This is a genomic window from Chroococcidiopsis cubana SAG 39.79 (assembly GCF_003991895.1).
GTDB lineage: Bacteria > Cyanobacteriota > Cyanobacteriia > Cyanobacteriales > Chroococcidiopsidaceae > Chroococcidiopsis > Chroococcidiopsis thermalis.
Window position 1 is genome coordinate 1 of record NZ_RSCK01000100.1, and the last position, 20529, is coordinate 20529.

18 protein-coding genes and 1 pseudogene are annotated in these 20529 nt (G+C 45.7%); 3 read left to right on the forward strand and 16 right to left on the reverse strand.

Going from position 1 to position 20529, the window contains the following annotated elements:
- Positions 1-108: 108 nt before the first annotated feature.
- Positions 109-1356 (reverse strand): CCA tRNA nucleotidyltransferase, encoded by a 1248-nt coding sequence (locus DSM107010_RS31215; RefSeq protein WP_127024791.1) that lies wholly within the window; start codon positions 1354-1356, stop codon positions 109-111.
- An 82-nt stretch (positions 1357-1438) separates the two neighbouring features.
- Here DSM107010_RS31215 and DSM107010_RS31220 point away from each other — a divergent pair, with 82 nt between their 5' ends.
- Both DSM107010_RS31220 and tsaB read left to right on the forward strand, forming a co-directional pair.
- A complete protein-coding gene (locus DSM107010_RS31220; RefSeq protein WP_015155359.1) occupies positions 1439-1687 on the forward strand; it encodes a Ycf34 family protein in 249 nt (82 codons plus the stop codon).
- A gap of 70 nt (positions 1688-1757) precedes the next feature.
- Complete coding sequence (gene tsaB / locus DSM107010_RS31225) at positions 1758-2411, forward strand: tRNA (adenosine(37)-N6)-threonylcarbamoyltransferase complex dimerization subunit type 1 TsaB (protein ID WP_106169702.1); 654 nt, start codon at positions 1758-1760, stop codon at positions 2409-2411.
- A gap of 146 nt (positions 2412-2557) precedes the next feature.
- Here the strand turns inward: tsaB and DSM107010_RS31230 are convergent, their stop codons facing one another.
- The 12 genes and pseudogenes from DSM107010_RS31230 to DSM107010_RS31285 form a co-directional block, all read right to left on the reverse strand.
- Positions 2558-4615 (reverse strand): hybrid sensor histidine kinase/response regulator, encoded by a 2058-nt coding sequence (locus tag DSM107010_RS31230; protein WP_106169699.1) that lies wholly within the window; start codon positions 4613-4615, stop codon positions 2558-2560.
- A pseudogene (locus tag DSM107010_RS43280) lies at positions 4581-4766 on the reverse strand (hypothetical protein); the annotation flags it as partial. The pseudogene DSM107010_RS43280 and the gene DSM107010_RS31230, both read right to left, overlap by 35 nt.
- A gap of 48 nt (positions 4767-4814) precedes the next feature.
- Positions 4815-6392 (reverse strand): sensor histidine kinase, encoded by a 1578-nt coding sequence (locus tag DSM107010_RS31240; RefSeq protein WP_127024794.1) that lies wholly within the window; start codon positions 6390-6392, stop codon positions 4815-4817.
- Positions 6393-6542: 150 nt separating this feature from the next.
- Positions 6543-7655, reverse strand: a complete 1113-nt coding sequence (locus DSM107010_RS31245) for an ABC transporter permease (protein ID WP_015155355.1) — start codon at positions 7653-7655, stop codon at positions 6543-6545.
- 85 nt (positions 7656-7740) lie between these two features.
- On the reverse strand, positions 7741-8592 hold the full coding sequence (cysW, locus tag DSM107010_RS31250) for a sulfate ABC transporter permease subunit CysW (RefSeq protein ID WP_106169265.1): 852 nt from the start codon (positions 8590-8592) through the stop codon (positions 7741-7743).
- 7 nt (positions 8593-8599) lie between these two features.
- Positions 8600-9466 (reverse strand): sulfate ABC transporter permease subunit CysT, encoded by an 867-nt coding sequence (gene cysT / locus DSM107010_RS31255; protein ID WP_015155353.1) that lies wholly within the window; start codon positions 9464-9466, stop codon positions 8600-8602.
- A 168-nt stretch (positions 9467-9634) separates the two neighbouring features.
- Positions 9635-10774 (reverse strand): sulfate ABC transporter substrate-binding protein, encoded by a 1140-nt coding sequence (locus DSM107010_RS31260; protein ID WP_015155352.1) that lies wholly within the window; start codon positions 10772-10774, stop codon positions 9635-9637.
- 301 nt (positions 10775-11075) lie between these two features.
- A complete protein-coding gene (locus tag DSM107010_RS31265; protein ID WP_015155351.1) occupies positions 11076-11309 on the reverse strand; it encodes a DUF4327 family protein in 234 nt (77 codons plus the stop codon).
- A 336-nt stretch (positions 11310-11645) separates the two neighbouring features.
- Positions 11646-13418: a glycoside hydrolase family 3 protein gene (locus tag DSM107010_RS31270; RefSeq protein WP_127024797.1), complete on the reverse strand. Its 1773-nt coding sequence runs from the start codon at positions 13416-13418 to the stop codon at positions 11646-11648.
- A gap of 118 nt (positions 13419-13536) precedes the next feature.
- Entirely contained in the window at positions 13537-14019 is a 483-nt protein-coding gene (locus DSM107010_RS31275) for a pentapeptide repeat-containing protein (RefSeq protein WP_015155349.1), read from the reverse strand.
- A 174-nt stretch (positions 14020-14193) separates the two neighbouring features.
- Positions 14194-14775 carry a thioredoxin family protein gene (locus DSM107010_RS31280; protein ID WP_106171376.1) on the reverse strand — a complete coding sequence of 194 codons (582 nt, stop codon included), beginning with the start codon at positions 14773-14775 and terminating at the stop codon, positions 14194-14196.
- 270 nt (positions 14776-15045) lie between these two features.
- Positions 15046-16491 (reverse strand): S-layer homology domain-containing protein, encoded by a 1446-nt coding sequence (locus tag DSM107010_RS31285; protein WP_015155347.1) that lies wholly within the window; start codon positions 16489-16491, stop codon positions 15046-15048.
- 186 nt (positions 16492-16677) lie between these two features.
- Between DSM107010_RS31285 and DSM107010_RS31290 the strand changes: the two genes are divergently transcribed.
- Positions 16678-17913, forward strand: coding sequence for a histidine kinase (locus DSM107010_RS31290; protein ID WP_181245397.1), 1236 nt, complete (start codon positions 16678-16680; stop codon positions 17911-17913).
- 34 nt (positions 17914-17947) lie between these two features.
- Here the strand turns inward: DSM107010_RS31290 and mutT are convergent, their stop codons facing one another.
- From mutT to DSM107010_RS31305, 3 genes are all read right to left on the reverse strand, one after another.
- Positions 17948-18361: an 8-oxo-dGTP diphosphatase MutT gene (gene mutT, locus DSM107010_RS31295; protein WP_015155345.1), complete on the reverse strand. Its 414-nt coding sequence runs from the start codon at positions 18359-18361 to the stop codon at positions 17948-17950.
- 16 nt (positions 18362-18377) lie between these two features.
- Positions 18378-18719: a DUF760 domain-containing protein gene (locus DSM107010_RS31300; protein WP_106170389.1), complete on the reverse strand. Its 342-nt coding sequence runs from the start codon at positions 18717-18719 to the stop codon at positions 18378-18380.
- A gap of 259 nt (positions 18720-18978) precedes the next feature.
- A complete protein-coding gene (locus tag DSM107010_RS31305; RefSeq protein ID WP_015155343.1) occupies positions 18979-19935 on the reverse strand; it encodes an RNA polymerase sigma factor, RpoD/SigA family in 957 nt (318 codons plus the stop codon).
- Between the last annotated feature and the right edge of the window lie 594 nt (positions 19936-20529).

Here is a 20529-nt window from a genome sequence, read left to right on the forward strand (position 1 = left end):
GGGACAAGGTTGCTGAGGGAGCAAGACAAGTCACAAGTCACAAGTAGTTCACGCAACTACCAACTACCAACTACCAACTACCCATCACCACTCTCTACCTGATAACTGTCAACTGTCTAGTCTTTTTGCTGCAAATGCGATCGCTTCTTCTACAGTCGAGATTTTACCTTCGATTTGCGCTAGTTGAATCTGTAACAGCATTTCCCCAATCAGCGGACTAGGTGAGAGTTGGAGGGCTTTCATTAAGTCATTACCCGTCAGAATTGGGGTAGGATGGGCAACTGGATCTTTGGGGTTGAGATAGCGGTGAATGAGTAAAGAGAGTAAATCTATACTCGTTCCTTGTACTACAGCTAAAATGACAATCGCGGGAAAAACAACACTAGCAGCACGAAAGAAAAAGTATTGCTCTGCTAAAGTCATTTGTTCGGGCGATTTTGCTTGGAGTTGAGGTAATAGTTGTAAGGCTGTAGTAACAGCTTTAATTTCTGAGCGACTGTAAGCTAATTTATCTAACTCTATTTCTGCTGTAGCTGAATTTGTAGAAACGAGACAAGTCAGTTTGACAATTCCCAACCAGGAAGTTTTGATTGTATTTCGTACTGGTTGACTGAGTTCTCGAACTAACTGGGGAAATGATGATAAGCTAGCAGCGGCAGAGTTAACCTTGAGTAATCGCTCTATATGCGATCGCGTCATACTGGGAAACCAAGGTGTAAGTAACCCATCTTCCCCAGCAACTTCCAACCATGCCGTACCGCGATCGCTATTGAGGAGATAGCCTAATTCTACTCGTACTCGTTCGGCTGCTACTCGTCCAATTAAAGGTGCTAGCTGACGAATTATCGATCGCGTATTTGGTTCGAGAGCAAAATCTAACTGAGCAGCTTGACGATAACCTCTGAGCAACCGTAGCGGATCGTCTTGCAAATTTGCAGGCGATATCATCCGTAACAAGCGTTGCTGTAAGTCAGTATATCCCTGTAAAGGATCGATGAGTTCTTGAGTGTGAGGATTGTAGGCGATCGCATTAATCGTAAAATCTCGCCGTTGCAAGTCGGTTTCGAGCGTAGCACCTTCTTGTAAGGCAAAATCAACGGTAGCATTTTTAAACACAACTCTAGCAATCTGCCTTTGCGCGTCGAGTAAGACAAAACCAGCTTTGTAATGTTTGGCGATCGCCCTAGCTGTCTCAACCGCTTTTTCTGGTAAAACAAAATCTAAATCCAAATAATCTGAGTTTCTCCCGAGTAGGCGATCGCGGACTGCACCACCTACTAGGTACGATGGTTGAGGCAACCATTCCCAGTCAAAGGGCAGATTGGTAAATAATTGAGATAATAAAGGGGGAGACATCGCAACAAAAATCAACCCAGCAGTTGACTCACATCCAATTTGTATAAGCTAAATTAACAGAAAAGCCAATGGAGAAGGTTCTATGTGCATCTGCGTCAATTGCCATTACGTGGATCGCTGCATGACCTATCATGCAGTAGAACACCAACACCAGCAACCCCACTTGACCGAAAACCCAACTTTTGAACCAGTCGAACCAAGCATTAACGTCAACATCCGTCCTAAAGAAGACTACATTGAAATGGAATGGGACGTAGTAGGTTGCCTCAGTTTCAAAGCCGAAATGGGTAAATGGTCAAAACTGCGCCCCGGCGAACTCGTACCGACATGAAGATGGTAATGGGTAATAGGTAATAGGTAATAGCAGAGAGTCAACAGTTGATGGAAACAAAAAATTAATCATGAACCACCAACTACCAATTACCAGTTACCAATTACCAATTACCAACTACGCCCTTGCCCTACACACGACAACACCAGAGTTAGGACTGGCAATTAGTAATTTTCAGGAAAATAGACGCGATCGCGTTGTACATTTGGGGCGCGATCTGTCAAGTTTTTTGCACCAAAATTTAGCTGAATTTCTGCAACCTCAAACTTGGTCTGACTTGGCATTTATTGCTGTAGCTAAGGGACCAGGAGGCTTTACAGGAACGCGAATTGGTGTGGTAACAGCGCGGACGCTAGCGCAACAACTCGATATTCCCCTATTCGCCATCTCAACTTTAGCCGCAGTCGCCTGGGGACATCGAGGCGAAAAACCTATCGCCGTACAAATGCCAGCCCAGCGAGGACAATTATTTACGGCAATTTATCAATCGACTTCAGATTCGCAAGCCTTAACTCCCCTATTAGCAGATACAGTTATGTCTCCCGAAGCATGGCAGCAAACTCTGGCTGATTTTTCAGCTCATTGTCAACTAGTTTCTGTCGAGGGTAATTTAGGGGCTTCTGTTTGCCAAATTTTAGAATTAGCCGAACTCGAATGGCAACAAGACAAACGCCCCCACTGGTCAGCAGCATTACCTTTTTACGGACAGCATCCGGTAGATTGAAAAGTCAAAAGTCAAAAGCTAAAAGTCAAAAATTAGGAGTCAGGAGTCAGAAGTAATTCTCCCTCAGCTCCGTCGGCTCCGTCAGCTCATTGGTTGCGGATAACTGGTCACTGGTCACTGGTTACTGATAACTGTTCCCTGCTCCCTTATATCTTTTCAGCTAAATAACTATCTTTAGTCAGTTTCAGAATTATCGACATTAATTGATAGGGATTGATGGGTTTAGAGAGATGTATTTGAAAACCAGCAGCGATCGCGCGCTCGCGGTCTGATTCTCTGGCAAATCCAGTCAAGGCGATCGCTGGGGTATGAGTACCTAGTCCTATCTCCAGCATTCTAATTTGGTGAATCAAAGCATAACCATCTTCTCCTGGCATCCCCAGATCGCAAACCATAATATCTGGTTTGAACTGGGTAAAGGCAGCGATCGCTTCCGGTACTGAGCCAGCAACAACAATCTCAGCACCGTACTCCGTGAGAGCTACTGCCAATAATTCCAAAGTATCGGGTTCGTCATCAACCGCTAAAACTTTTCTCCCCACTAAGGGATATGGTTCTGATGTCTCCAACCAGAGATCGGCAGTAGAAGGCTGCCGATTTTGACTCAATTTTTGTTTTGGTAGTGGTAGCTGAACTGTGAAAGTTGCTCCCTGTCCAACTCCGTCGCTAGCAACACCAACTGTCCCACCGTGCATTTCGACGATGTGACGGACGATTGCCAGTCCCAATCCCAACCCGCCATGCGATGCGCTAGAGCTATTTTCTTGCCGAAAGCGATCGAATACATGCGACAGAAACTCAGCACTAATGCCTTGACCGCGATCGATAATTTGAATTTGAGCGTAGCTGTCAATTTGAGATTGGCTGTTAGAATCGTTAGCAACTAATGATAGGCAAATGTCTGCTTGTTGACCTTCGGCAGAAAACTTAATTGCATTACTTAGCAAATTCCAAAAGACTTGTTGCAATCGGTTAGAGTCAGCCAAAAGCAAAATTTGTCTTTCTATTTCTGCGTCTTCCCAATCAGGATCGACTGTAAACTTAAGTTGAATTCTTTTTGCATCAGCCATCGGTTGTACTGCCTTAATTGTTGCAGCAATAATCGACGGTAGATAGACCGGAGTAAACTGAAGTTCGAGCGTACCTTGAACAATGCGGGAGACATCTAATAAGTCTTCAATTAAATGTTGTTGCCATTTCGCATTGCGTTCGATCGCTTCTAATATTTCCCATTTAGTAGTCGTCGTAAATTTTCGCGTGCGAAGTATTTGCGACCAACCAAGAATGGCATTGAGCGGTGCGCGTAGTTCGTGAGACACAACAGCTAAAAACTCATCTTTGATCCGATTTGCTGCTGTTAAACTTTCGGCTTGTTGTCTTAGGGTATCTTCCATCTGCTTCGTGGAAGTAATATCTGTATGGGAACCAACCATGCGGATTGCAGCGCCAGTTTCATCCCACGAGACTTTGCCGCGAGACAAAATCCATTTGTAAGTACCATCTTTACAGCGAAGGCGATGTTCTGTGCGGTAAAATTCAGTTTGTCGGGCAAGATGCTCTTGCAGCGATCGCATCACCGATGCCACATCGTCTGGATGCACGCGATTCGCCCATTCTTCAAAGCGATTGTCAATTTCATTTTCTGCATAACCCAGCATTGCTTTCCAACGGGCTGAAAGAAAAGCTGTATGATTTTTAATATCCCAGTCCCAAAGTCCGTCATTAGCACCATCTAGTGCTAAGTGCCAGCGAGCTTCACTTTCTTTAAGTTCTAACTGAATGCGTTGGCGTTCTCGCCTAGAAGCAGCCTCTTCAATCTCTCGTTCGATCGCGGGGACTAGACGCGCCAAATTCCCCTTCATAATGTAGTCGTGCGCTCCGGCTTTCATGGCTGCGACAGCAGTTTCTTCACCAATGTTGCCAGAGACAATGATAAATGGAATGTCTAAAGCTTTAGATTGCAATACGTGCAAAGCATCAGTAGCATTAAATTTTGGTAACGAGTAATCGGCTAGAATGATATCCCACTGTTGGCGATCTAGGGCGCTCGACATTGCCTCTGGAGTTTGTACCCTCAGCCACTCTACATCGTAGTTATGGCGTTCTAAATGACACACCAATAACTCAGCATCATCTTCTGAGTCTTCAACTAGTAAGATACGTAGAGGTTTACTCACGGTATGAGTTACATAGCGGGAATTCATTTAAGTGGAGCCAGTATAACCCAAGCTGCCGAGAAGCTACCAAAAAATCCGTAAAGTTTACAGGTTTGCGCACGTAGCTATTGCAACCTAATTCGTAGCTGTTAATCATATCTTCCTGTTCGTTGGAAGTTGTCAGTACGACAACGGTTAACCGTCAACTACCAATTATCAATTACCAATTACCCATTACCCATTACCATTACCGTAATGTAAAGAAAAATGTTGTCCCTCGACCTATGATACTCTCTGCCCAAATTTGCCCTCCGTGACGTAGAACGATCCGCTTGACTGTAGCCAATCCAATGCCATTCCCAGGAAATTCATCTTCTGAATGGAGGCGTTGAAAGGCAACGAACAATTTAGCAGCATATGCCATGTCGAAGCCAGCACCATTATCACTAATAAAATAAACATTAGAGGAATTAAAAGGAGATAAAGAGCGTTCTGTAAAGAATTTGAGCTGTTTTAATGGCAGTTTGCCAAATTCAATTCGAGCAGATTTTGTGCGCGAGGTAAATTTCCAAGCGTTATTGAGTAAATTCTCAAATAAAACTCGAATGAGTTGTGGATCTGCTGGTGCGGTGAGATCGGGAGCGATCGCAAATTCTACGACTCGTTCTGGTTGTGCCTGTTGTAATTCTGAAGCGATATTTCGTACCACTGCGCTCAAATCGAGATTTTGTAACCGCATTTCGCTGCGCGTCACCCGCGATAGGTGAAGCAATTCTTCAATCAGTTCTCCCATTCTTTGACTAGCAGCACGAATACGTTGCAGATAATGCTTCCCTTTTTCGTCCAAGTTAGTACAACGTTCTAGTAAAGCTAGACTGAAACCGTCGATACTGCGTAGTGGGGCGCGAAGATCGTGGGAGACAGAATAGGAAAAGGCTTCTAGTTCTTTATTCGCAGCTGCTAATTGTGACGTGCGCTCGGTTACCCGCTGTTCTAGATTATGATTGAGTTCTTGTAGAAGTGACTGTTCTTGTTTGCGCTCTGTAATATCTTGCAAATAAACTGATAATCCGTTCGCCGCCGGATAAACTCGAACCCCTAACCATTTGTCAAGTGGCGCCAAGAATTCTTCAAATTGAACGGTGACTTGTTCTGTTGCAGCTCGGCGGTATTCGCGCTCGAAAACAGTTCCTACAATTGCGGGAAATTCAGACCAAACGTGACGATTGAGTAATTCTTCTGGCGATCGCTGCAACAAGTTTTCGGCTTGGGAATTAATGTAGGTAAATCGCCAGTCGCCGTCCAAGGCAAAAAACGCATCGGAAATGCTTTCTAGTAGTTCGGTGACTTCTTGACGAGCCTTTTGTTCGCGTCCCAACAATTCATCCAGTTGTTGATTGGCGTGTAATAATTCGGTGGTGCGTTCTACAACCGCATTCTCTAAATTGCCTTTTGTTTGTGCTAGCTCGGCGATCGCTTTCGCCAATTGGCTTTGAGTCTGAGCTAGCAGCAACGGACCATCAACGAGTAAAGAGTACTGTCGGCGCAGTGCAAAGTAAATGACAGCAATACTAGCAGTCAGCAAGTCCACAACAACTTGCACCTGCATTGTCAGTTGCGAATATTGTTCGTCAACAATTCCACCTACAACATGGACGGAGTGACCCACAGCACAGGTGAAAAAGATAATAACAGTTGCTAGAACGAGTGGGTTCTTGAGTAAATGCTTTTGTCCGCGTCGGAGTCCCTGAAAGATCAGGAAGGATATTGCGAAGTAGCAAACCGCAATGACACTATTTGCACCCAACAACAGACTACTAAGCATAAGCAAGAAAAGCTGGAAAGAATATTAAGGAATAATCCAGCTTAATCCACCTCTACAGTTATCAGGGAGCGCACGAGCAGGGAGTAGGGAGCAGTGACTATTTACTACTAGCCACTCCCGACTTACGACTTACGACTTCCAACTTGTCTCCTACCGTCTGACACTACGAGGATCGAGGGCATCGCGCAAGCCATCTCCTAATAAATTAAATGCCAGCACTGTAACAATAATTAATATCGCGGGAGGCCAAACCAACCAAGGTTGTAGCACTAAAATTGAGGCATTTGTTGCTAAAGAGAGCAAATTGCCCCAAGATGGATCGGGTTGCTGAATGCCCAATCCGATTAGACTTAACACCGATTCTGCCGCAATAAATCCAGGTACGGATAGAGTTGCTGAGATGATGATATACGTTGCTGTTTGAGGCAGAACGTGACGGATGATGATGTAGAAAGGATCGCCACCCATAGCTTTAGCTGCTTGAACGAATTCTCGCTCTTTAATCGATAGAACTTGTCCGCGAATGACTCGCGCCAGTCCAGACCAACTGATAAAAGAAGTAATTAAAACAATCAGCATAAATCGCTGAGCGCTACTTAGTCCTGGTGGTAAAACTGCTGCCAAAGCAACCAATAGATAAAGACCAGGAATCGTCATTAAGACTTCTACAAGACGCATGATGATGCTATCGATCCAGCCACCAAAATAGCCAGAAATACCGCCGACAATCATGCCGAGGGGAAAAGAGATAGCGACTCCGATTAAACCAACGCTGAGGCTAACGCGCCCCCCATGTAACAGGCGGCTAAATTGATCGCGTCCCTGTTCGTCAGTTCCCAACAAGTTAAATTTAGCCCCAGTTGTACCGAATAAATGTAGGTTAACAGGAATGCCACTAAATACTTCCACTTCTTCAAAATTATTGCCCAGTGGTAAGCTGAGACGAAATAGTTGGTAGCGATCGCCTGCAACAAATAAGCGGAACCAAGCAGGCTTAGTCCGGTCTACAATCAGTTGGCGATCGCCTGTATTTAAATCTGTCTTACCTTGAGTCGTAGGGTAAACGTGAGGTCCAACAAATTGCCCTTGTGTATTCTGCCAATAAATTTGTGTGGGTGGCAGCAGGGAACCATTAGCTTGAGACTCATAAGGGTCGTAGGGTGCGACAAAATCAGCAGCGAAAACTGCAATGTAAAAAATGAGTAGCAGAATCGCCCCAAAGCGGGCGAGGGGATTCTTTTTAAGTCTTTGCCACCAGTTCATGATTGGGGAGGAGAGTAGGGGTGCACAGCCGTGCGCCCTTGTAGCCAGTTAAATCTGTATTTTAAGCTAAATACAAAATTTCACCTTATTCCACATCTTTAATTCGAGTTTTCCGTTCTAAAATTTCCTTCAATACCAACGTCACTACAGCCAACAGTGCTAACAGTACAGCAGCAGAGTAGGCAGCTTCAGTTTCATACTGCTTGTAAGCATCTTCAACAAATAGCGGTAAACTTTGGGTTTTTCCCGAAATATTTCCCGAAACCACCGAAACCGCCCCAAATTCACCCATAGCTCTCGCATTTGTCAAAATTAAGCCGTAGAGTAAACCCCATCGGATATTGGGTAAGGTGACGCGCCAAAAGATCTGCCAGTCGTTTGCGCCTAGAGTTTTTGCCGCTTCTTCTTGATCTGACCCTAATTCCTCCAATACGGGAATCACCTCACGGGCAACAAACGGCATACTCACGAACGCTGTTGCCAAAACCATACCTGGAAAGGCAAAGATAATATTCAGCCCGCGATCTTGCAACCATCCACCAAACCATCCTTGTCGTCCGTAGAGCAAGACAATCATCAGACCTGCAACTACAGGCGAGATGGAAAAGGGCAGATCGATCAAACTCAAAACAAAAGCACGACCTGGAAATCGATGACGGGTCAGCGCCCAAGCCGCACATAGCCCAAAAACTGTATTGAGTGGGAGGGCGATCGCGGCTAACATTACAGTTAATTGGACGGCATGGAGAAACTCCGGTCGAGTCAGGTTAGCAAAAAATGGACCAACTCCTTTGCTAAAAGCTTGGATGAAGACGTTTAAGGCAGGGATGTAAAGCACTAAACTGACATAGGCGATCGCGACGACAATCAAAATTGTCGGAACCCAACTCTTTTGTTCCCTGGACTTAGCTTTGCTATTATTCATCCGAGAATTCATATCCTTCCTAGTCGTCATACCGTCTTCCCCAAGCCTGCAAAAGATTAATCAACAGCAGCAACACTAGTGAAATCAACAGCAACACCGTACCGATGACAGTTGCACCAGAGTAATCATATTGCTCTAAGCGTTGAAAAATCAGTACGGGTGCAATTAAATCTTTAAAAGGCGTGTTGGAGGAAATAATTACGGTTGAGCCATACTCTCCCACAGCACGGGAGAAACCCAAAGCCACACCAGTCAAAATTGCTGGAAATAGAGGTGGTAAAATCACCCGCACAAAAGTTTGCCACCGATCTGCCCCTAAAGACCAAGCAGCTTCTTCAATTTCTCTTTCCATTTCTTGCATGACAGGTTGCACTGTCCGTACCACAAAAGGTAGCGAAATAAAAATCATGGCTACCCATACGCCCAAACGGGTGAAGGACACTTTAATTCCCAAAGGAGCAAGCAAAGAGCCAATCCAGCCATTATTGCTATACACTGTTGCCAGCGTTAGCCCTGCTACCGAAGTTGGTAAGGCAAAGGGCAAATCGATCGAAGCGTCAATTAATCTTTTGAAGGGAAATGTGTAGCGCACTAAAACCCAGGCAATCAGAGTGCCAAAAAGTCCATTCATCAAAGCCGCCAAGATTGATGTCACAAATGTGACGTTGTATGTTGCCAGCGCCACGGGACTAGTAGCAATGCGCCAAAAGTTAACAGGACCTTCTGTACTCGCTTTGAGGAACATTGCCGCAATGGGAAGGAATAACATCACTGTGAGATATCCCAGCGTAATGCGCCACGTCCAAGGCATATGAAACAACCATTGCCGCAACTTTTGAGCTACTGAATTGCGAAAACCAAATCGAGGTGCAGGAGATACAGCCATCTGAAAAGTTAAAAGTCAAAAGTTAAAAGTTAAGAATCAAGAATCAGGAGTCGTAGGGGCGGGTTTATTCGCGTTAGCTGTCGCTAGACGGATATGTTCTCCGTCAAACCCGCCCGAAAAGGAGTCAGAAGAATGTATGTAAAATTTCTTCCACGCACCACGCAACAATTAACGATTAATTTTGGCTTGAATTTGGTCGAAAACTGCTCCGTCTTCAAAGAATTTAGCTTGGACTGCGTTCCATCCCCCAAAGTCCTTCACCGATCCGAGATTTTGCACTTTGGGATATTTGTCAGTATTTTCCTTGGTTTGAGCTACTGTCTCGTCCACGGGTCGAAATCCGACTTTGGCAAACTCTTGCTGAGCTTCGGGTGTAAATAGGTATTTCACGAAAGCTTCGGCGACTTCGCGACTGCCGTGCTTGTCTACATTTTTATCCACTACAGCGATGGGATTGTCGATGGAAATATTGACATCGGGAATGATATAAGCAACGTTCTCGCCGCCTCTTTGCTGTGCTAGAAGAATTTCGTTTTCGTAGTTAATTAAAGCATCTCCCTGCCCTTGCTTGAAAAAGACATCAGTTGCTTCTCGCGCATCTTTAGTTAAAATTGGCACGTTGCCATAAACTTTGCTCACAAAGTCGAGTGCTTGTTCTTCGCTTGCACCAGTTTTGATGGCAGAATTCCACAGCGTCAGAAAATTCCAGCGGGCAATCCCGGAAGTCTTCGGATCGGCTGTAATCAGGCTGACTCCATCTTTGGCTAAATCTGCCCAAGTCTTAATACCTTTGGGGTTATCTGGACGAGTGACTAATGCGGCAACAGATTTAGAGACAATGCCATTATCGGGAACTTCTTTTTCCCATCCTGGTTCGATCAGTCCCGCTTTCTCGATCCGGCTCGTGTCGAGGGCAAGAGCTAAGTGAACGATATCTGCTTCCAAACCATCAATCACGGCGCGAGTTTGGGAACCAGAGCCACCATAGCTCGTCTTGAAGGTCACGTTTTGATTATGCTCTTGCTTCCACTGCTCGACAAATTTAGGCACGATCGCATCGTGAGCGGCTTTGGTGACGGCAAAGGAAACGAGAGTCAGTTCCACATCCTGCTTATTTGCCGCTACAGGACTAGCAGCAGGATTTTGAGCAGAATTACTACCATTACCACTACAAGCGGCGATCGCCACGCTCAAACTCACCCCAACTAAAAATAGCGATGCCAAGCTTTTGACCGAATTCCACCTGAGTCTACCAAGCTGCTCAACCGCCCGCTGCCATTGCTTCCAGGTCTGCTGCCACCACCTCATGTCATTGTCTCCTAATAATCTACGAATCTTTGGTAGAACTACCGTATTTAATCTGTCTGGTCATAGATATTACAGAGTCAAACCGAAAAAAGCAAGAAAAATCCTCGTTCTCCGAGCGAGAATGTAGGGTTTATAGACAATGGATGAAGATTTGAGCGCGATTGCTAATGGCTAATAGTTAATTATTCGTGACTATTAGCCACTCTTCTCAAGAGCTGTTCAGTTTACGATTCTTTTGCTAAAAACGCTAAGGGCTAGTGCGTCGTTGCACTAGCCCTTAGTTTCTAATTCCATAGCCCTTTTAATCGTTATCCCATTGTTCTCTACCAATCAGATCGCCGATGCGATCGCGTAGCAAGAAATCACATTGCTCTAATTCGCACTCTATGCAAACCCATTCCCGTGCTGGAATGTACTGACACAGAGTATAGATTGGCTGCTGGCGGCTAACCAATCCTTTTTGTACCAACTGACGGGCTTCATCTTGGATTACGTCCAAAGAATATCGGATTGGTGGCACCGTATTTACACTCATAGTTTTAACCTAAGTTTCGATCGGGGTATCGGATGTGTTGTTCTCTCAAGCTGGCAGATGGGTAAATAATTAATTGAAGTTGAAAATTTTGTAGTTGACTATACTGAAATTATCCCTATTTTGACGTTATATCATTCAACTATATATTAACAAATATTGAGACAGTCAACAAATCTTGACAAAATGTTCGCCACCTGTCTATGCTTGAACTTTTTCAAGAGCTGGTGCATAGCCCTTTTAATCCTATATTTTTTGGTTTAGGAATGGGTTAAGGTTTTGTCATATCTAACTCAGGTGAGATAGAAGAGTCAAAAAAATCTATCTTAAGATAGAGAACTAAATCGACCTAGCAAACAACGCGGACAAGGAAACTGCCTGAGCTGTTGGCATTTGCCCGTAAGAGAAAGCATAAGGAATAGACGGTAGCATAGGCAGCAACTGCTGGAGGACATACGGACTACCGTAAACTACCAATGCTTGAAGATTACCTGAAGCTAATAATTTCTTAACCCACACCTGTCCTACTTGGGCGATTCCAGCACTTCCGCGAAAAGGATTACCGCGAATGAACAGCTGGAGTAAAGTTGGGCAATCGTCATCAGTCTCAAAAACAACAGGGGTATGGCGATCGCAAAGCTGTGTTGTATAGCCGTGTAAAGTAGGGAGAGCGATCGCAGGTGCTTTGCGGTGCAAGAAATCGCATCCAAGCAACTCATCGACCACAATCAAATTCCGCAAATTTTGTGACTCTGAGGCAGATTGTGCTGGCATCACTGGCATCAAAGGCACATTTCCCCCTACAACCTGGGAAGCACTTAAAATCTCATTCACGACCGCAAAAGCTTCCGGTTTAGCCAACTCAAAAATTGTCTCCCTTGTCTCCCCTGTCTCCCCTGTCTCCCTTGTCTCCCTTGTCTCCCTTGTCTCCCCCCTCTCCCTTGTCTCCCCTGTCTCCCCCCTCTCCCTTGTCTCCCTTGTCTCCCCCCTCTCCCTTGTCTCCCCTGTCTCCCCCCTCTCCCTTGTCTTTCTTCCCTGCTCCCAGCTCGTCCCTGCTCCCTGCTCCCTATTTTCGCCGCTCACCTGTAACTTAGCCTTCCAGATCCGCTCTACAGAAGCACGAATTCGCTCTTTGGAGATGCGTCCGGTTTCAACAGCGGTACAGACGGCTTGAATTGCGCCTTCAGGATCGACTGGCATCAGTAAAATATCTGCTCCAGCTTCCACTGCGAGTACAGGCGCTTCGTTGGCTCCATAGCGATTGGCGATCGCTCCCATAACTAAGGCATCGGTAACAATTAAACCCTCAAAACCCATGTTCTGACGTAGCTGTTGCGTCAAAATGTGCGATGAGAGGGTCGCCGGATGTTCTGCATCCCAACTGGGTATAAGTAAATGGGCGCTCATCACCGCATCTACCCCAGCCGCGATCGCCGCTTGGAAAGGTGGTAGTTCGATTTCTGCCAATCTTGCCGGAGAATGAGGAATGACTGGTAAATCTAAATGAGAATCAGCAGCCGTGTCCCCATGCCCAGGAAAATGCTTAGCTGCTGTGAGTACGGGATAAGATTTTGCCCCTTGAATATAGGCACTAGCTAGCTGGCTGACGATCGCTGGATTGTCGCCAAAGGAACGGACGTTAATTACAGGATTGTCAGGGTTGTTGTTGACATCTACTACAGGAGCAAGCACCCAGTTAATTCCAATCGCTAAGGCTTCTTGAGCGGTAACTGCCCCCATTTGAGCTGCATATGTTTGGGCGAGACTGAGGTTGTGGGATGCGATCGCCCCTATAGCCATTGGTGGAGGAAACCAAGTCGCACCAGCAAAACGCTGTCCTACCCCTTCCTCAATATCAGCGGCAATCAATAACGGAATTGTCGCCCAGGATTGCAATTGTTGCGTTTTTAAAGCGATTTCTGCTGCACTTCCACCCAACAGGATCGCACCACCTACACCTAGTTCTACCAACCGCTTGAGCTTATCTGTAGTTGGTTCCCAGCTAGGATAGAGAATCTGGTGGTCGAACAAGTAGCCAGAAGCTCTCACCACAAGCATCTGAGCCACTAGTTCTGTCAAGGAAAGAGAATCGAGATTAGGTAGCGATCGCATGAACGGGGATTATGGATTGCGGATTAGGGGTTAGGTTGATAGTTGAAGGTTAACACTCAATTCTCAACTGTCAACTACCAACTACCCATTACCCATTACCCATTACCCATTACCATCGTCACCGCCAAGTTGGAGTTGGGGTAACCGTACCATTAGGCATGATTGTCGCTCTATATCTTGCCCCTCGTGAATTGACTAAATCCATAATTGCTCCTCTGAGGTTAGCACCTTCTAAGTTAGCAGCCATTAAACCAGCACCAGTCAAGTTCGAGTTGACAAGAACAGCAGACTTGAGGTTTGCGCCAATCAGTAATGTCTCAAATAAATTAGCACTTGAAATATTTGCTGTCTCCAGATTTGCATCGCTTAAATCTGCACCTGCCAGAATAGAACGAGATAAGTTAGCACCTTGAAGATTGGCATTACGCAAATTGGCTCTGCTGAGGTTTAAGTTATTCAGGGGTGCGTTACTTAAGTCACATCGAGGACAAGCATTTGTCCGTTTTAATTGTGCTAGGTCTTGGGGATTATAAGCCTGAGCTGAAGCCATGAAACAAAGAGGAGCTAGCAAAGTAACGGTAGCAAGAATCGAAATTTTCATTGTCTAGATAACTTAATAATCATGTGTTGATGATTTGTGGCTGCTGGAGCCAGGCATAATAATTCGCGCTCCCGACTCAAAATCAGAGCGCCTCAAATAGTTCGGTTTAACAGAGTTGCTCAGAAGCAAGACTCTAATTATAAGATTCCCAAATCTGCTCCTTTGTTTCCCTTTTTAGCCGTAGTAACTAGGTTCATTACCAGGTTTCCACTTAATATTGCATCCAACACTAGGCTTTTGCTCGGTAGGCACGGGACGCGAGGCAAGAATTGCATCAATAGCAGCTCGTAAATCTGCACCCGTTACAGGCTTACCATTACTAGGACGGCTATCATCTAACTGTCCGCGATAAACTAATTTTTGCCCTGCATCGAACAAAAAGAAATCTGGAGTGCAAGCAGCAGTATAAGCCTTAGCTGTTTCCTGGCTCGCGTCATAGCATACGGGGAATGGCAAATCTAATTCCACTGCCATTGCTTTGAGCTTTTCGGGAGCGTCATCGGGGTAGTTGTGAATATCATTGGCACTAATAGCAACCATCCCTACATTTTGGTGATTGTAATCTTTACCGAGTTGTGCTGGTTCCGTTTTAACGTGTTTGACAAAAGGGCAATGCTGACAGATAAACATCACTAGCAAAGCCTGTTTGCCAGCAAATGTAGATAAAGAGATCGTGTCGCCAGAAACAACATCTGGAAGTTGAAAATCTGGGGCAAGAGTCCCCAGTGGCAACATAGTAGAAGCTGTTAAAGCCATAACTTAAGAACTCATAAGTTAAAATTCTCTATTACTCATTTTCTGGATGATAACCAATCGCTGTTAAAGTACAGGGGGTGTAAAGTACAGTAGTTTTCAGCAAGAGCGCTCGAATTAGCTCACACTTATCGTCTCCAGATTTAAAATCTTACAGTAAAAGATATTACAAGATTTAGTGTTGTGCGATGCCTGCGGCAACTAATTCTACACAAAAAATCAGTACATTCGATTCAGAATGCGATCGCGCCCGAGTCAATCGTGGGTGACTTTTTATGGTGATGTTGGTTGCGCTTGAGGCTGATTTGGCGGCTGATTTTGGGGTTGTTGGGTGTTTTGCGGCTGCTGTTGTGCTTTCAGGGCTTCTTGAGCCGTCATCCCCTCACCGCCATTACCAAAAAACCAAATTGCTGATGCAGCTTCGGCGCGGGTAACGGGTTTTTTCGGCTGTAACAGCGTGGTATATCCAAAAACCCTGCGAATATTTGACTGCTCTCCGTTTTGAAAATCTGCAATTACCGCACGTAAAGCTTTGGGATCGATCCGCGCTGCATCTTGGAATCCCCATGATTCTTTGACAGCCTCTAAGGAGGCGTTAGGCAAGGCTTGGCGGGTATCTAGAGGGACTTTCCAAAGAATCAACTGTTCCCGCGTTAACGGGGCATCAGGACGGAATAAAACTGCCGTTCCGTCTCCTGACAAGGAACTAGGAATTAAACCTGCTTCCGCGAGTCCCTGGATAACGGAGAAATCGGGATCGTTTCGCGGTACATCTCGAAATGCTGGTTGAGCTGCGGCTGATGCGGCTCGAATTTGTAGTGCTGGACGAGTGGCTTGAATGCGGTTATTAGCTTCAAACAACCAACGAGCAAATTCCCGGCGGCTGACAATCTTGCTTGGATTGAACTGGCGGACGGGATCGGCTTGGCTGCTTTTGGCGTTAGTTGGTTCGAGGGGCAATACACCCAAAGCTGCCAGATCTGTAATATATTGTTGCAATTCTTGAGGAGCTTGGCTCAGGTCGTTGAAGCTTCGCTCGGCTGTGTCAGAAGTGACTGAGTTGCCTGTCTGTGTCTGAGCTGAGTTTTCCCCGCTGGTTTGGGGTGAGGGTGTAGGAGTGGCGGCTGTAGCTGGAGCATTTCGCTGATACTGAATGGTAAATTCCGTGCTAGCAGCAGGATCTATTCCAGGGTTCGGCTGGTTGGGTGTAGGAGTCGCATTAGGCGGAGGGGTAGATGTCGTTCTTGGCGCGATCGCAATTTTTACTAACAGATCGTTCCGTCGCGCCTCAATCGTCGTGTTATCTGTTTCTCCCCCCGATGGCGGATTGACAATTTGCCAGTTATTCGACTGAAATTCTTTTTGGTAAAAGCTTTGCACGACGTTGATCGGATCGCCAGTTACCCACCGAGTTTCTGGCGGCGAAGACTCGTTTTCCGCTGGTACAGATGCCACTAACTGAGCCTCGGGATAGCGCGGAATTTCTGAAGGGAAGTCAGATGGTAGCTGGGCGATCGCCCCATTCGGCTGATTTTGCCGAGCTGAATCGGTGGATGGCGCAGAAGTGCCAGAATTACTAAACGGTCGATTGGTCTCCAACTCAGGATCGGCAGCTAAAGTGCGCTCCAACTGCTGAGCGTTAGGACTATTGGCGCAGGCAGTTACAGCCAGCAATAAGCAGGTTAAACTAGCTAATCGAGCGCTTTTTGAAAACAACACGGTTTTTCAGTATATGTACTAGTTTTACGCTAGCGTAGGACTGCCCAATATCTGTAATTCTACGCTCCTTAACATCTTAGCTATATGCAAAAACTAAAATAGATATTAAATTTAAGAGGAGGCTGATTTATAATCCGCTATGGCTACTTCTTTGACCTCTCACTAAGCGTTACCTGTTAGTTGCCCGTGCTGAAACAAGATTGCATGCAGGTTTCTTCTGAACAGCCGACCTCGACTGAAGCTAGGCTTCAACTACTGCTATTTGTAGATGAGCGTCCCAGTTCGCGACAGCAAATACAGCAAATTCGTCGTTATCTCAAGCAGCTACAAGCTGAGTACCCGTTTGAATTACAGATTGTTAATGTCGGGGAACAACCGTATCTAGCAGAACACTTCAAACTGGTGGCTACACCAGCTTTGATCAAAATTTATCCAGAACCAAGACAAATTCTGGCTGGAAGTAATTTGATCGAGCAACTAAGTAACTGGTGGCTGCGGTGGCAGCAATCAGCTGAGGCTCAGGCAAATTTGGTAGCAGAGTTAGCCGAAACCTCAACGAAACCGAAGGATTTAGAAAACTTAAACAACTCGGGCAATTACGGTACTTCCAATGTCGCCGCAATTCGTTCTGTAGCTGATTCGGTAGAAGTAATTCGGCTTTCCGATGAAGTCTTTCGCCTCAAACGCGAGCAGGAGAGGTTATTGGAGCAGCTTCAGTTTAAAGATCGAATTATTGCAATGGTAGCGCACGACCTGCGCAATCCTCTGACCGCTGTGTCTATTGCTGTAGAAACTCTCGAAGCTCAATTTCTATCGACTAAAAAGGGGGGTTTTTCTGCATCGCCTGCTTTATTAACCCAGTTGTTCAAACAAGCCCGCAGCCAAGCTAAGATTATCGATCGCATGATTGCGAGTTTGTTACAGGTAACGCGGGGTTCTAGTGCCGAACTACAAATTCAACCCCACAAGCTAGATTTGATCGAGTTATACCAAGATGTAGAAGCACATATCCAAGACCGCGCTTTTACCAAATCGCAATCTATCCAAACCGATCTTCCTAACGATTTACCTGCGGTTTATGCCGACCGGGAAAGGGTAAGGCAAGTCTTGATCAACTTGCTTGACAATGCGATGAAGTATACTCCTGAAGGAGGTACGATCCGCATTTCTTGCCTGCACCGCACAACGCAGAAGGTACAAGTCAGCGTTTGCGATACTGGACCTGGAATTCCTGAAGAAAATTACGATCGCATCTTTGAAGAGCGGTTCCGCCTCAAGCGCGATGAAGCTAAAGATGGTTATGGTATCGGTTTAGCTTTGTGTCAACGGATTATTAGAGCGCACTACGGGCAAATTTGGGTAGACTCAGCCCCTAATGGAGGCAGTTGTTTCCATTTCACGCTGCCGGTTTATTCTTTGTAATGAGCAGGGGCGCACACCTGTGCGCCCCTGCTCACTATTTATAATCTTTTATTGCAGCAATAATCTGCACGTTAGCCGCAGGAAAGTTGTATTGTTCAATTTCATCTAGAGTTACCCAACGGATCTCCGCACACTCGATCGGCTGAGGGACTCCACCCAAATAATGACAGTGGTGTACTGCTAGCGTTACGCGCAAATGAGAGTAGTCGTGTTCGATAGTGATGAGACGATCGCCGACTTCAACTTCTACCCCTAACTCTTCCATCAGTTCGCGCCTGATGCATTCTTCTACCGTCTCTCCTGGCTCCAATTTTCCGCCGGGGAATTCCCACAATCCGCCCATTGCCCCCTCTGGGCGACGGCGATCGATTAAAATTTGTTGTTGAGCGTTCCACAGAACGCCCACGCCGATAATTTTATGCGGAATTGAAATGGGTTTTGAAGTCATGGACGGTTTGTTTTACTTATTCCTGTGTCTCGATGACTTCCGTTGCTTCTAGGGACTTTTCAAACATCATGCGTTGTTCGGCATTGCGTAAGAAATAACCACTAATCATTGCTGAAGCGAGTAATCTACCCAAACTTTCACGGTTAGTTGTAATCGTTATACCGAAATTTTCTCCAGGTAAACTACCTAACATACCGATGATATTACGCTCGATCATCTGGAATACTTCAGTAGAGCTAGGCTGGGATAGCTGAGTAATAGCCTCTGGACTTAGCGACTGGACGTATTGCCATAAGGAATCGCTGTCCTTTGATTCTCCTGGGAAAAACTCGGAAACTTGATGTGATGAGTCGTTCACTGATGACCTCCCTTACAGTTCGGTTGCCAAATTGTAACCGATCGACTTGCTGTTAGTGTTGTTTACAATTTAGCCGACAAATAGCGTCTTTATGTAAATTTAATGTAACAGGTAGGCGCGGATATGATAGGTGGCAAAACCGAACTAAATTTGGAGGGTTGTTGCTCCACGATGGGGATTACAAGTAATTGGTAGTTGGTAGTTGGTAGTTGGTCGTTTTTTCTCCCTCAGCTCCCTCAGCTTTCTTTTCCCCTGCTTCCTAGCTAGCCAAATACTGGTCGAGGTCTGCTTTACGCTTGCGGAGCTTGGTGAGGGCTTCGCGCTCGATTTGGCGTACCCGTTCGCGGCTGATATTGAGGCGATCGCCAATCTTGGCTAACGTCATTGCTTGTCCGTCAGCTAAGCCAAAGCGTAATGATAAAACTTCCCGCTGCTGCGGAGTCAAATCCGCCATCAGCTTCTCAATATCGGTAGATAAGCAGGACTCAGTCACGAATTCTTCTGGGGAAAGACTCGTATCCTCTAATAGTTCGCCCAATTCTGTATCTTGGTTGTCTCCTACCCGCAAATCTAACGATAGTGGTAATCTCGCTCTTTCTAAATACTCGCGTACCTGTTTGGGTGTGAGTTCTAGTGCTGTAGCTAACTCCACGATACTTGGGGCGCGTCCTAGATTTTGAGAGAGTTGACGCTGTGCTTTTTTGATTTTGTTTAATTTTTCTGTAATGTGAATCGGTAGGCGAATGGTTCGTCCTTTTTCGGCGATCGCCCGCGTGATTGCTTGCCGAATCCACCAATAAGCATAAGTAGAAAATCTATAACCTTTAGTTGGGTCAAACTTCTCTACACCCCGCTGCATCCCGATCGTCCCTTCTTGGATTAAATCCAATAAGTCTACGTTACGCTTGATGTACTTTTTAGCGACGGAGACGACTAGTCGCAGGTTAGCTTCTACCATTCTGCGTTTAGCAATTTCTCCTTCGGCGATCGCTGTAGATAAGGCTGTTTTATCTATTCGTGCTGCTTCACTCCACTCTTCTAGGGTTGGTTCGCGCCCCAGCTTTGCAACTAACTCTTCTTGGAGCGCGTACAGGGTGCTGAGTCGCTGCACTTGCTTGCCATATACAATCTCCTGCTCGTGGGTCAGTAATGGAACACGACCAATCTCACGCAAGTAAGTACGTACAAGGTCAGTGGTTGTCTGAGCGGTTTTCATGGCGCTAGGTTTCTTTATCAGTAGTAAGCAGCTGTGTGGAAATAAAAGAGTAACACTTATTTCACTACCAAGCCCTCTGCTGATGAGACAAGCTTTTTCTGTTACGTATCCAGACAGCAGAAGGCTATAGTGTTACAAGAATTGGACAACATCTAGTTGTTTGCGGAAATTTAATTTTAGAGCTGTCTCTACAGGTAGAGCAGCTTTACTACCCTCCAATCGGTCATTGGATCGCTTAAGATTAACATTCTACACTATTAATAATTGTAACATTTCTGAGAGGAAACTGCCACTGCCTGCATTTTCTATCTCAGCTTGAGAGTTGAGTTAGCTCCACGACTCGCCCTCACAGGGCGATCGCACTCCAAAGTTAAACTGTTTCACGCACACAAAAGTTGCATTTTTTAGTCAAAGTTAACTAGTAATTTGACTAATGAATGCATCAGAGGAGACAAAAAACAGTAAATGTTTTAATATTTTGCGTTTTGAGTGACTTAGGTTGATGTAAGGCAGGGAGCAGGGGACAAGGGGGACAAGGGGGACAAGGGGGAACTCGGGGACCCCACGACCGAAGGGAGTGGGGATTAGGGGGCG

Excerpts from the sequence above, each read along its gene's own strand:
- DSM107010_RS31220 (WP_015155359.1), top strand. The coding sequence starts at position 1,439 with ATGTGCATCTGCGTCAATTGCCATTACGTGGATCGCTGCATGACCTAT.
- DSM107010_RS31270 (WP_127024797.1), bottom strand. The coding sequence starts at position 13,418 with ATGCGATCGCTACCTAATCTCGATTCTCTTTCCTTGACAGAACTAGTG.
- DSM107010_RS31215 (WP_127024791.1), bottom strand. The coding sequence starts at position 1,356 with ATGTCTCCCCCTTTATTATCTCAATTATTTACCAATCTGCCCTTTGAC.
- tsaB (WP_106169702.1), top strand. The coding sequence starts at position 1,758 with ATGAACCACCAACTACCAATTACCAGTTACCAATTACCAATTACCAAC.
- DSM107010_RS31230 (WP_106169699.1), bottom strand. The coding sequence starts at position 4,615 with ATGAATTCCCGCTATGTAACTCATACCGTGAGTAAACCTCTACGTATC.
- DSM107010_RS31240 (WP_127024794.1), bottom strand. The coding sequence starts at position 6,392 with ATGCTTAGTAGTCTGTTGTTGGGTGCAAATAGTGTCATTGCGGTTTGC.
- cysW (WP_106169265.1), bottom strand. The coding sequence starts at position 8,592 with ATGAATTCTCGGATGAATAATAGCAAAGCTAAGTCCAGGGAACAAAAG.
- DSM107010_RS31275 (WP_015155349.1), bottom strand. The coding sequence starts at position 14,019 with ATGAAAATTTCGATTCTTGCTACCGTTACTTTGCTAGCTCCTCTTTGT.
- DSM107010_RS31245 (WP_015155355.1), bottom strand. The coding sequence starts at position 7,655 with ATGAACTGGTGGCAAAGACTTAAAAAGAATCCCCTCGCCCGCTTTGGG.
- DSM107010_RS31265 (WP_015155351.1), bottom strand. The coding sequence starts at position 11,309 with ATGAGTGTAAATACGGTGCCACCAATCCGATATTCTTTGGACGTAATC.
- DSM107010_RS31305 (WP_015155343.1), bottom strand. The coding sequence starts at position 19,935 with ATGAAAACCGCTCAGACAACCACTGACCTTGTACGTACTTACTTGCGT.
- DSM107010_RS31280 (WP_106171376.1), bottom strand. The coding sequence starts at position 14,775 with ATGGCTTTAACAGCTTCTACTATGTTGCCACTGGGGACTCTTGCCCCA.
- mutT (WP_015155345.1), bottom strand. The coding sequence starts at position 18,361 with ATGACTTCAAAACCCATTTCAATTCCGCATAAAATTATCGGCGTGGGC.
- DSM107010_RS31260 (WP_015155352.1), bottom strand. The coding sequence starts at position 10,774 with ATGAGGTGGTGGCAGCAGACCTGGAAGCAATGGCAGCGGGCGGTTGAG.
- cysT (WP_015155353.1), bottom strand. The coding sequence starts at position 9,466 with ATGGCTGTATCTCCTGCACCTCGATTTGGTTTTCGCAATTCAGTAGCT.